Source organism: Salinigranum rubrum, from assembly GCF_002906575.1.
Lineage (GTDB): Archaea > Halobacteriota > Halobacteria > Halobacteriales > Haloferacaceae > Salinigranum > Salinigranum rubrum.
In genome coordinates, this window is record NZ_CP026309.1 from 3,028,137 (window position 1) to 3,039,948 (window position 11,812).

The window sequence follows — 11,812 nt, forward strand, 5'->3', positions numbered from 1 at the left end:
CGTCACAACAATGTAACAAAACTGCTTCGCCTGGTCGCCGGTGTCACAGCGCGCTGTCACGGTACCGACTGAGCGGTGCTCGGTGTTTCGGTGTCGTTTTCCGCCGTCGTCCGCAGGGTCTAGGGGATGGACTTCGACACAGGCCGCCGTCGGTTCCTCGAACTCGCCGGGACCGGCACCGCGTTCTCGCTCGCAGGCTGTAGCGCCCTCCAGGACGACGCCGCGCCGCAGGCACAGACGACGGAGTCTGAAACCGGGGACGCCCCCTCGTCGGGAGCGAGTCGGCAAGCGACCGTCGCGCTCCGGGCCGACCAGCAGGCGCTCCAGCAGCGCCAGCAGGAGATTTCCTCGGAACTCCGTTCGGGGAACATCTCCCGGTCCGAGGCCCAACAGCAGTACCAGACGGCACAGCAGGAACTCCTCTCGGACGCCGTGACGTCGTTCAGAGAACGTGCGGAGTCGACGGAGTCGCTCAGTATCGTCGACAGCGTCGAGCAGTTCGGCGTCTTCCTCGTCGAGGGACCCGCGGCGACGATTCTCGACACCCTGTCGTTCGACGCCGTGAACGCCCTCCTCTCCGCGGCGACGTTCGAGCAGGCGAGACAGCAAGCACAGCAGTCCCAGCAGGGACAGCAGACGGAGGCCGCGACTGGCGGGGGAGACGGGACGAACACGACGTCGACTGCGACGACGACTTCGCCGACGTCGAACTGACTCCGGTCGCCGAGCGGTGAGCGACGAACGTCGCGCCTGAAGCACGGCGTGTCGAGCGACGAACGTCGGACTCGAACTCAGAGGTGCCGCTCGTACAGTCGGTAGGGGACCGTCGTCTCCCAGTCGGTGTGAGGGTCCCGTTCGTCGGTCGCCGCGAACCCGAACTCGCGATACAGGTGGACGGCGGCTTCGAGTTCGTCGACCGTCCAGAGGAACACCCGGTCGTACCCCTGTCGTCGACAGAAGGCCATCGCGGCGTCGAGGAGGTCACGGCCGAGTCCGCGACCGTGAAGCGACGGGGCGAGGATGAAGTACCGCACCTGCGCGCCCTCCGCGCCGACGGCCCGGCCGTCGACGACGATGCCGCCCAGCACGCGGTCGTCGCCGTCGACGACCGTCCACAGTCCGTCGCGCGCTGGGTCGTACCGGGCGACGAACTCGGCGATGCCGTCGGCAATGTCCGCCTCGAACTGCGGGCCGAGTTCCCAGAGGTCGCCGTAGTACCGCGCGTGGAGGTCGGTCAGCCGACCGATCACCCCGGGAACGTATCCTCGTTGCAGTTCGTACGCGCTCATCCGGTAGAGAGCGGCATCGGGTCCACAAAACCCTTGAGGTGAGGCCCACGTCGCCCGCGCCGTCTCCGGACGCCACTTCCGCTACCACTCGTCCGTGACTCGGCCTCGCCGCCATCGCCTACATCGCCGAGGTTTCGAGGAGCCTGAGACCCGTTACACCGCGGGCCTCCGAACGTCGTCACGCCCGCTCGGATGTGAAGCGTGGCGTCGGGCGGGCGGACTGTTCCGGTCGGTCGTCGCGGACGGACCTGGTGTGTCGGTCGACTATCAATAAGTAATGAAATTCGCTTTCCACAGGCAAACGGTCCGACGGGCCGTACTTTCCCATGCAACCGAGTAGTGTAAGTCGATTCGGACCGGCGTATAACCGCGAACCATCCCGACCCCCGAGGTAAGGGTTATCAGTTACCCACTCGACGCTCGTACTGGGTTCGGTCGCGTGCGAGTGCGCCGCCGGAGGCCGAATTCAGCTCCGGGACGCGAGCGAACGTGACCGACCGCCGGAGACGATACACCCCGAAGACAGCGACACCATGGACGCAATCAACCCCGCTACTGGTCGACGAATCGAGTCGTACGAAGACGCGACGGAATCCGACGTTCGAGACGCCCTCGACCGCGCTGAGACCGCGTACGAGTCGTGGCGACACCGGCCGCTACGCGAGCGCGAGACGCTCCTCGCCGACGCCGCGGACGTCCTGCGCGAGAACGAGGAGCGGTACGCCCGCCTGATGACCGAGGAGATGGGCAAGCCCATCTCGCAGGCGCGCTCGGAGGTACAGAAGTGCGCGTGGGTCTGTGACCACTACGCCGAACACGCCTCGGCGTATCTGGGTGACGACCACCATCCCAGCCCGCCGGGGACGACCGTCAAGACCAGCTACGAGCCCCTGGGGACGGTGCTGGCGGTGATGCCGTGGAACTTTCCCTTCTGGCAGGTGTTCCGGTTCGCGGCGCCGTATCTCACCGCCGGCAACGTCGGGGTCCTCAAGCACGCCTCGAACGTCCCGGGCTGTGCGGAGGCCATCGAGGAGGTGTTCCGCGAGGCCGGCTACCCCGACGGCGTCTTCCAGTCGCTGCTCGCGCCGTCGGACCTGATCGACGACATCCTCCGGGACGACCGCGTGAAGGCGGCGACGCTCACCGGGAGCGGGCCCGCCGGCCGCGCCGTCGCCTCGACGGCAGGAGAGGAACTGAAGAAGACCGTCCTCGAACTCGGCGGGTCGGACCCCTTCGTCGTCCTCGACGACGCGGACCTCGACGCGGCCGTCGAGGTGGGCGCGCAGGCGCGAAACCAGAACGGCGGGCAGTCCTGCATCGCGGCCAAGCGGTTCATCGTCCACGACGACGTGTACGACGACTTTCTCGACCGGTTCGTCGACGAGATGGAGTCGTTCGTCGTCGGCGACCCGACCGACGAGGAGACGGACATGGGGCCACAGGCCCGAGAAGAACTGATGGAAGAGCTCCACGGGCAGGTGACCGCGAGCGTCGAGGCGGGCGCGACGCTCGTCACGGGCGGGGAGCCGCTGAACCGGGAGGGCGCGTTCTACCCGCCGACGGTACTGACCGATATCCCCGAGGGCTGCCCGGCCGACGACGAGGAACTGTTCGGGCCGGTCGCCGCGGTGTTCCGCGCCGAGGACGAGGAGGCGGCCATCGAGACGGCCAACGACACCGAGTTCGGTCTCGGCGCGAGCGTCTGGACCGAGGACCGCGAGCGCGGCGAACGGGTCGCTCACCGGATCGAAGCCGGCTGTACCTACGTCAACCAGCTGACGAAGTCCGACCCGCGGGTCCCCTTCGGCGGCATCGGCGACTCCGGCTACGGCCGGGAACTCTCGGAGGTCGGTATCACCGAGTTCGTGAACAAGAAGACCATCTGGGTCGAGTGACCGGCTGAGGACCCACAACGGGCCGGTTCACGACGGCCGCGAGAGACCGGCTGAGGACCCACAACGGGCCGGTTCACGACGGCCGCGAGAGACCGGCTCGCTGGCCGTCCACTCCGGTACCGCCCCGAGCACTTTCCGCGACGGTTTTCACCGAAAGCTGTCGACAGAGGAGCTAAAACCGGTGAAAATATCACGCACAGCCACAGAGGTGTCGGCTCCGTCGAGAGGCCACCTCAGTGCCGTAACCGCACGCCGCGGCGAGGGAGGAGGGCGGCGTTTTTCCGTCTCAAACCCCTAGCCGAGGCCCAGCCATGACTGACGACCCACCTCGCGAATGTCCGTTCTGTGACTTCGAACCGGACGTCTCGAAGGAGGACGTCAAGACCGCTCCCGAGATGGAGGTGCACCAGGTGTACCGCCACGTCGAGACGGAGCACCCGGAGAGGGTCGACGAACTACCGCAGGGCGCCGACGCCGACTAACGCGCGTCAGTCCCCCGGTTCCCGTCGTTCGCTGCGTTCTTTCGTCGGTTACGGTTCGACCGTGTCGGGAACGCTCGCCCGCTCTCCCGCGGCGACACGTTCGACCGCGAACGCGATGCGATGCGATGGACTCGGAGCGCCGACCTGCGTCGACCGCGACGCCTCGGCCCAGAACCGAGTGACGCACACGGACAACGGAGACTGCTCCTACCCACAGCTTCAACCCGGGGTCGCTGGTAACGAACACCCACATGACAGTAGGCACACACACGCTCCCGAGCGGCGACGACGTCCCCGAACTGGGTCTCGGAACCTGGAAACTCGACGGCGACACGGTCAAAGAGAGCGTCCGCGCCGCGCTCGACGCCGGCTACACCCACATCGACACGGCGGAGGGCTACCGGAACGAGTCCGAAATCGGCGAGGTGCTCGGCGAGTACGACCGCGACGACCTCTTTCTCACCTCGAAGGTGCTCGCGAAGAACCTCAACTACGACTCGCTCGTCGAGTCGTGCGAGGCGTCGCTCTCTCGGCTCGGGACGGATTACCTCGACCTGTACCTCATCCACTGGCCCAATCCCGCCATCTCGCTCCGGGAGTCGCTGGACGCGATGGCGACGCTACACGACCGCGGGCTCGTCCGCAACGTGGGCGTGTCGAACTTCAGCGCCTACCAACTCAGCTGCGCCCACCACGTCAGCGACGTCCCCATCGCGGTGAACCAGATCGAGTACCACCCGTGGCTGCAGCGACCGAACCTCGTCGACTACTGTCGCGAGTCCGAGACGGTCATCGAGGCGGCCGCACCGCTGGCGCGGACCGAAATCTTCGAGGACGAGGTCGTACAGGAACTCGCGGACGAGTACGAGAAGTCCCCGGCGCAGGTCGTCCTCCGGTGGGCGCTCGACCACGACATCGTCGTCCTGCCGAAGTCCTCCTCGCCGGAGCACGTCCGGCAGAACCTGGACGTCGACTGGGAACTGGACGCGGCGGACCGCGAGCGTCTCGACGGGCGCGACCGGGACTACCCGGTGTACGACACGCCTGCGCGCGACTGGTCGGGCGACACGTACGGCATCCACCAGTGACGGTCACTCCGAGAGGGTGACCGGCATCCCCGTGTCGGCGGACTCGTAGACCGCGTCGAGCACGCGCATGTCGACGAGCGCGTGCTCGCCGTCGGGGGAAAAGGGCGTCCCCGTCAGGAGGTGGTGACCGAAGTACGCGAACTCCTCTTCGAGTTGGTGGACCGGGTCGAACTCGATATCGGCTTCCATCTCCCCGCGGACGACCGTGACTTCCCGGGCCTCCCGCTCGTAGAAGGCCGGGTCGAGGATCAACTGGCCGTCCGTCCCCGTGAGTTCCAGCCGGCTGGCGTGCTGTGCGTTCTGACTCACGGTGCAGTGCGCCTGCACGCCGTCGGGGAACCCCAGGTCGAAGGAGGCGTGCTCGTCCACCTCGCTGAACGCCTCGTGGACCGAGCGGGTGTGTCCGCTCACCCGCTCGGGGTCGGCGCCGAGGACGAACCGCGTCGTGTTGAGCGGGTAGACGCCGAGGTCCATGAGCGCACACCCGCCGCTGAGTTCCGAATCGAGCCGCCACTGGTCGGTCGACTCGCTCAACTCGCCGAGCATCACCTGCGACATGGCGGCGTGAACGTGGACGACGTCGCCGACGAACCCCTCCTCGAGCAGGTCCTTCACGCGACGGACCGCGGGGTCCGTCTGCATCCGGTAGCCGACCATGAGCGGGACGTCGTGTTCCGCACAGACCGCGACCAGCCGTTCGGCGCGGTCGAGCGACGCCGCCATCGGCTTCTCACAGAGGACCGCCTTCCCCTGGTCGGCCGCGGCCTCGACGTACTCCAGGTGGGTCGCGTTCGGCGTCGCGACGTACACCGCGTCGTACTCGTCGGCGACAGTGCCCGCTTTGAACTCCTCCGGTGAGACGCCGGTGAGGTCGTGTTCGCTCGTGAAGGCGTCGACGGCGTCGGTGTCGACGTCGGTCACGACCGTCGCCTCGGTGAACTCCGACCGCTGGATGCCGGGCAGTGCCCACTCGCGCGTGAACCAGCCGAGGCCGACCAGGGCGAGTCGGACCGGTTCGGAGACGCTGTCGGGGTCTCGCGTCTGCCAGTCGCGGCGGGTGAAGTCGTCGAAGTACGTCCCGAGAGAGGGTTCCATGACGTCCCCACGTATCGGCGGAGCGAAATAACTGCTGGCGACTTCGGTCGGGAGGCACTCCGGCGAGGCTCGGAGAGGGAGCGGAGAGAGCGTCGTCGAAGTCGCCCGAAACCGAGAGACAGAGACCGCACGCCGTCGGGGAAAGCCCTGGGCCGGGCGGAGCACACCCTCGACGTCCCGACGCGCCCGAAGTGCGGCGGATCGGCCTCTCCCGGCTGACTGACCAGTCAGTCAGAAGGTTCTTAACTAACCAGTTAGTAAGTCAGACAACTGATGAACACGGAGACGACCGACGAGATCATCGCCGCGACGGGCCGTGCCCTCTGTGAGTGCGGGTACGCGGACCTCACGATGCAGCGGATAGCGAAGGAGTCGTCGCTGACGACGGCCGCGATTCACTACCACTTCGACACGAAATCAGAGTTGCTGAACGCGTTTCTCGACGACCTCATCGAGCGGTTTCAGGCCCGGTTGGCCTGCGAAGCGGAGGACCCGCGCGAACGACTGACGACGTTCGTCGACGCCGTCTTCACGCCGTCGGCGAGCGACGACGACTTCCCGGTCGCGTTGATGGAACTGAAAGCCCAGGCGCCCTACCACGACGGGTTCCGAGAGCGGTTCTGCGACCTCGACGACGTGATGCGGCGGGTGGTCGCAACGGCGGTTCGTGACGGCATCGACGCGGGCCACTTCGAGGAGGCCGACCCCGAAGCGGTCGCCCGTCTGGTCACCACGGCCATCAACGGGGCGCACGTCCGGCGGGTGGCTCTCGGAGAGGACGGCGCGGAGACGCGCGCGACCGTCGAACGGTACCTCGAACTGCAACTGGGGTGGACGCCGAACTCGGAGGTGACGGCGTGAGCCTGTTCAAAGGACAGGAAGAACTCGACCTCACCGACGGCGGCATCGTCAAGCCGCTCCTGTATCTCTCGCTCCCCATCGTCGTCACGAACCTGATGCAGACCGCCTACAACCTGGCGGACACCTTCTGGCTCGGCCAGTACTCGACGGAGGCGCTCGCGGCCATCTCCTTCGCGTTTCCGATGGTGTTCCTGCTCATCTCGCTCGGGATGGGGCTCTCCGTGGCCGGTAGCGTCCTCGTCGCCCAGCACACCGGGGCGGACGAGACACGGAAAGCCGAGTACGCCGCCTCCCAGACGGTCACGTTCGCGTTCCTCGGGTCGCTCCTCCTGGGACTCGTCGGCTACCCGTTCGTCAGGCCGTTCCTCGCCGCTCTGGGAGCCTCGCCGAGCGTCCTCCCCGGCGCGACGGCGTACATGCAGGTCGTGGCGCTCGGGCTCCCGTTCATGTTCGGCTTCTTCGTGTTCGTCTCGCTGATGCGCGGCGCCGGCGATACCGTCACGCCGATGCTCGTCATGTTCGGGACCGTCGTGCTGAACGTGGTGCTGGACCCGTTTCTCATCAACGGGTGGACGCTGGTGGCGAACGCCCCGCTCGTGGGGACCGTCGCGTTCCCCGAACTCGGCATTCAGGGCGCGGCCATCGCGACGGTGTTCTCTCGGAGCCTCGCGATGCTCGTCGGCGTCTACATCATGCTGTCGGGGACGCGCGGCATCCGGATCCGCATCTCGGACATGGTGCCCGACGTCGAGTACCTCCGACGGATTCTCGCCATCGGCGTGCCGGCGTCCGTCGAGGGGACGGGGCGCGCGCTGTCGATCAACGCGCTCCTCGTCGTGGTCGGCCTGTTCTCGACGCCGGTCGTCGCCGGGTTCGGCATCGGCACCCGCGTGTTCTCGGTCGTCTTCCTCCCCGCCATCGCGGTGGCACGCGGCGTCGAGACGATGGCCGGCCAGAACATCGGCGCCGGCAAGTACGACCGCGCGGAGGCGGCGAACTACGCCGCCGCGAAGGGGCTGTTCGTCGTGCTCGCGCTCGTCGGAGTCGGGGTCTTCCTCGTCCCCGGACCCATCGTGAGCGCGTTCACCGACGACCCGGCGGTGCTGGCGGTCGGCACGCAGTTCCTCCGGTACGTCTCGCTGTCCTTCGGCTTCATCGGGGTCATGCGGGCGTTCACGGGCGGGTTCCGCGGCGCGGGCGAGACGCTGGTCGCCGCCGCCATCTCGGTCCTGACGCTGGCGGGGATTCGACTGCCTATCGCCTACGTCGCCTCACAGGGCGTGCTGCCAACCAGCCTGTGGTTCCTCGGCCGGCCCGACCCGCGCGGAATCTGGCTCGCCTTTTTCGTCTCGAACGTGGTCGGGGCGGTCGTCGCGTGGCTGTGGTTCCGCCGCGGCACCTGGCGGCGTGGCGACGTGCGTGAGAGCACGATAGACCGCCTCGAACCGGACGACGTTGACCCCGCACCCGTGGACGACTGACCGACCATCGGACCGGCGCCCCGCGGGACGTCCACGAGACGCCCGCAACGCTTTGGTGACGCGGCAACGACATCACACGAGCCGTGACTCCCTCCGTCTTCGACCCCGACCTCTCCTCGACCGCGGTCGCCGAAACCGGCCTCAGCGACATCGACAGCGAGACCGGCGAACTGCGGATTCAGGGGTACCCGGTCGAGGACCTCGCCGAGAACGCCTCCTACGAGGAGGCGGCGTGGCTGCTGTTCTACGGGCGCCTCCCGACCGACGAGGAACTGACCGAGTTCACGGACGAACTCGCGGCCGCGCGCGGCCTCACCAGGGAGGTTCACCGGCTGATTCGAGCGGGTGCGGAGGCGGGGGCGTCGGCGATGGACGTGCTGCGGATGGGTCTCGCCGCCGGGAGCCTCGATTCGGACGGCGAGGACCTCCCGCTGGCGACCCGGCGCGTCGTCGCGACTTGCCCGACAATCGTCGCGGCCTACTGGCGGCAGCGACAGGGGGAAACGCCCGTCCGGCCGCGAGAAGACCTCACGCACACGGCGAACTTCCTCTACATGCTCTCCGGGGAAGAGCCGGACGAATCGACCGTCGAGGGGCTGGAGACGTATCTGACGGCGATCATCGAACACGGGCTCAACCCCTCGTCGTTCGCCGCCCGCATCGTCGGGTCGACCGGCTCGGACCCGTTCTCGGCGGCCACCGGAGCCGTGGGGACGCTCAAGGGCCCGCGACACGGTGGGGCGCTCGAACGGGTCTTCGAGACGCTCGCGGCAATCGACGAGGAGAGCGACCGCTCGGCGTCCGTCGAGGAGCGATTCGAGGCCGAGGGATCGGTAGCCGGCTTCGGCCACAGCGTCTACGATACGCGGGACCCGCGAGCGGACCTCCTCGACCGGGTCGCAGAGCGCGTCTTCGAGGGGCGGGAGTCGATGGCGTTCCTGCGGGACGCGCGGCGACTCGACGACGCCGCCGAGGAGTACCTGGCCGACCACTATCCGGAACAGCAGATGCACGTGACCGTCGACTACTACGCGGCGGTTCTGCTCTCGGGCCTCGATATTCCCCCGGAGCTATTCACCGCGACCTTCGCGGTCGGCCGCGCCGCCGGCTGGATGGCACATTACCGCGAACAGTTCGAGAGCGAGACGCTGCTTCGCCCTCGAACCCGATACAGCGGCCCCGAAGAGCGGTCGTGGGTGCCACGGTCGGACCGGTACGTCGCGGGCGACTCGAACGCGCCGTCGCCGGACGCGCTGGCGGGACTCTCCTCCGTTCTCGGAGCGCTCTCGGAACCCGCTCGGCTGGAACTGCTCGTGGTCCTGTACGAGTCCGGCGAACCGCTCTCGTACTCGACGCTTCGAGCGCGGAGTTCGATCGACGACAAGGGGCGGTTCAACTACCACCTCCGCAAACTCCGCGGCGTCTTCGTCGCGAAGACGGAGTCGGGCTACGTGCTGACCGAGCCCGGACGAACGGTCGTCGAGATGCTGCTCGACGACGAAGGACTGCTCGCAGACGTGTCCGGGGAACGGCGAGGATAGCGCTGTGGAGAAGCGGATTTCCCCTCGCGTGATGACACGAGCGCGTAGTCGAGGGGGCCCCGAGCGCGGCCGAGAGTCCCGTCACTGAGCCGTTTCACGGCGGGATGGGAAGGGGTGGCGCTCGTCTCCGGGGGAGAGATGGACCCGTGCTGACGAGCGAGTAGCGTCGACGGGGGGAAACCGCCTTCTCCAAAGCCCTATCCTCGGTCCGGCCGTGTGCTGCTTCAGACGAAATGGCAGACAAGGAGCTTCACCGGGGATTGGACGGTATCGCCGTCGCGGAGACGCGACTCAGTGGCATCGACGGCGCGGCCGGCGAACTCGTCATCGGGGGGTTCCCCGTCGAGGAACTCGCCGGAAACGCCTCCTACGAGGAGAGCGTCTTCCTGCTGTTCGACGACCGGCTTCCGACCGAACCGGAACTCGAATCGTTCCGCGCGGAACTCGCCGGGTATCGCGAAATACCCGAGGAGGTCGAGCAGGTGCTTCGGCGGGCGGCGCGCGAGGACAGGGACGCGATGGACGCCCTCCGGATGGGCGTGGCCGCGGCGGACCTCGGCCTCGACGCGACCGATCCGACAGAGGTCGCGACGCGACTGGTGAGCGTCCTCCCGACCATCGTCGCGACGTACTGGCGGTGCCGCTCCGGGAGGGAGCCGGTTCGTCCGCGCGCGGACCTCGGTCACGCGGCGAACTACCTCTGGATGCTGACCGGCGACGAACCCGACCCGGCGGCCGTGCGAGGGCTCGAAACCTACCTCAACACGGTCGTCGACCACGGGCTGAACGCGTCGACGTTCGTCGCCCGGTCGGTCGTCTCGACGGAGTCGGACCTCGTCTCGGCGGTGACGGGCGCGGTGGGGTCGCTGAAGGGCCCGCTGCACGGCGGGGCGCCGGGACCGGTCCTGGAGATGCTCCTGGCGGTGCACGAGACTGGCGACGCGGAGGGGTACGTCCGGGAGACGCTCGCGTCCGGCGAGCGGCTGATGGGCTTCGGCCATCGGGTGTATCGGACGCGCGACCCGCGTGCCGCGGTGCTCTCGCGTGCCGCCGAGCGGTTCTACGCCGACTCCGACGAGCGCGCGTTCTTCGAGACAGTCGAGGCGTTCGAGGAAGTCGCCGTGGCGCTGCTGTCCGAGCACAAGCCCGACCGCGCGCTCGAAACGAACGTCGAGTTCTACACGGCCGCGCTCCTGCACGGGGTCGGCATCCCGCGGGAGTTGTTCACGGCCACCTTCGCCGTGTCGCGGGTCGGCGGCTGGACGGCGCACTGTCTCGAACAGCGAGCGGACAACAAACTGATTCGGCCGGTGTCGGTGTACGTCGGTGACCGTGACAGGTCGTGGAAACCGGCGAACGAACGCTGACGAGGGGGATGCCCGAAGAGCGTCCGAGGGCGTCCGAGGGCGTCTCAGGGCTCGGTCGGCGCGAACTGGTCGCTCGTCGACCGCCCGGCGCTATCGGTGAGCGCCGCCGACAGGAGCGTGCGCTCGGCCTTCCGCAGGTGTTCGTGCAGCGTCGCGCGGCTGATTCCCAGTTCCTCGGCGAGTCGCTCGTTCGTGATCTTCCGCGGCCAGTCGTAGTAGCCGCGCGCGAGCGCTTCGGTCGCGACCTCACGCTGTCGGTCGGTCAGAGGTGAATCGCTGTCGGCCCTGAACCGCTTGAGCTTGCCGAGCGTGACGGTCCCGAACTCCTCTAAGTCGTCGATGATGGCTCTGAGGTCCTCCCGACGGAAGACCAGGACGTTGTACTCGCGCTGGCGACCGGAGACGGTGTTTTCCCTCCGAAGCGTGCCGTGGTTCCGGTAGATGGCGGAGTACGCCCCGCACGACGGTTTGGTCACGAGCAGGTTGTCGCTGTCGAGCCGCTGGACGTGTCTGACGTGGTCGGCGGCGTCGAGTTCCGCCTCGAACCGGTCTGCGTGGGGGCCGGCCCGGAGCACGAACGTCACGAAGCCGTCCTGTATCTCCTCGATTTCGATGGGGACCGGGGTGTCGATGTCCGCGGTCAGCTGACGGAGGATACACTCCCGCTGTTGGGTGAAGTGAACGGTCGCGAGAAACATGCTGGCTACGCACGT

11 protein-coding genes are annotated in these 11,812 nt (G+C 67.8%); 8 read left to right on the plus strand and 3 right to left on the minus strand.

Annotation, left to right across the window (positions count from 1 at the left end):
• The first annotated feature begins 126 nt into the window (after positions 1–126).
• Complete coding sequence (locus tag C2R22_RS14895) at positions 127–714, plus strand: hypothetical protein (protein ID WP_216824741.1); 588 nt, start codon at positions 127–129, stop codon at positions 712–714.
• 77 nt (positions 715–791) lie between these two features.
• On the opposite strand, the gene C2R22_RS14900 is transcribed toward C2R22_RS14895, so the two are convergent.
• A complete protein-coding gene (locus C2R22_RS14900; protein ID WP_103426459.1) occupies positions 792–1,289 on the minus strand; it encodes a GNAT family N-acetyltransferase in 498 nt (165 codons plus the stop codon).
• A gap of 509 nt (positions 1,290–1,798) precedes the next feature.
• Here C2R22_RS14900 and C2R22_RS14905 point away from each other — a divergent pair.
• From C2R22_RS14905 to C2R22_RS14910, 3 genes are all read left to right on the plus strand, one after another.
• Positions 1,799–3,184 carry an NAD-dependent succinate-semialdehyde dehydrogenase gene (locus tag C2R22_RS14905; RefSeq protein ID WP_281259290.1) on the plus strand — a complete coding sequence of 462 codons (1,386 nt, stop codon included), beginning with the start codon at positions 1,799–1,801 and terminating at the stop codon, positions 3,182–3,184.
• Between the two features lie 311 nt (positions 3,185–3,495).
• Positions 3,496–3,666, plus strand: a complete 171-nt coding sequence (locus C2R22_RS25155) for a hypothetical protein (RefSeq protein ID WP_162562515.1) — start codon at positions 3,496–3,498, stop codon at positions 3,664–3,666.
• A 251-nt stretch (positions 3,667–3,917) separates the two neighbouring features.
• Positions 3,918–4,754 (plus strand): aldo/keto reductase, encoded by an 837-nt coding sequence (locus tag C2R22_RS14910; RefSeq protein ID WP_103426461.1) that lies wholly within the window; start codon positions 3,918–3,920, stop codon positions 4,752–4,754.
• A 3-nt stretch (positions 4,755–4,757) separates the two neighbouring features.
• On the opposite strand, the gene gfo6 is transcribed toward C2R22_RS14910, so the two are convergent.
• On the minus strand, positions 4,758–5,849 hold the full coding sequence (gfo6, locus tag C2R22_RS14915; RefSeq protein ID WP_103426462.1) for a D-xylose 1-dehydrogenase Gfo6: 1,092 nt from the start codon (positions 5,847–5,849) through the stop codon (positions 4,758–4,760).
• 273 nt (positions 5,850–6,122) lie between these two features.
• On the opposite strand from gfo6, the gene C2R22_RS14920 reads away from it, so the two are divergent.
• The 4 genes from C2R22_RS14920 (at position 6,123) to C2R22_RS14935 (ending at position 11,099) form a co-directional block, all read left to right on the plus strand.
• Positions 6,123–6,710 carry a TetR/AcrR family transcriptional regulator gene (locus tag C2R22_RS14920; RefSeq protein WP_103426463.1) on the plus strand — a complete coding sequence of 196 codons (588 nt, stop codon included), beginning with the start codon at positions 6,123–6,125 and terminating at the stop codon, positions 6,708–6,710.
• Entirely contained in the window at positions 6,707–8,191 is a 1,485-nt protein-coding gene (locus C2R22_RS14925; RefSeq protein WP_103426464.1) for an MATE family efflux transporter, read from the plus strand. The genes C2R22_RS14920 and C2R22_RS14925 overlap by 4 nt, the downstream gene beginning before the upstream one ends.
• 83 nt (positions 8,192–8,274) lie before the next feature.
• Entirely contained in the window at positions 8,275–9,732 is a 1,458-nt protein-coding gene (locus tag C2R22_RS14930; RefSeq protein WP_103426465.1) for a citrate/2-methylcitrate synthase, read from the plus strand.
• A gap of 233 nt (positions 9,733–9,965) precedes the next feature.
• A complete protein-coding gene (locus C2R22_RS14935; RefSeq protein ID WP_103426466.1) occupies positions 9,966–11,099 on the plus strand; it encodes a citrate synthase/methylcitrate synthase in 1,134 nt (377 codons plus the stop codon).
• A 44-nt stretch (positions 11,100–11,143) separates the two neighbouring features.
• Here the strand turns inward: C2R22_RS14935 and C2R22_RS14940 are convergent, their stop codons facing one another.
• Positions 11,144–11,797 (minus strand): helix-turn-helix domain-containing protein, encoded by a 654-nt coding sequence (locus C2R22_RS14940; protein WP_103426467.1) that lies wholly within the window; start codon positions 11,795–11,797, stop codon positions 11,144–11,146.
• Between the last annotated feature and the right edge of the window lie 15 nt (positions 11,798–11,812).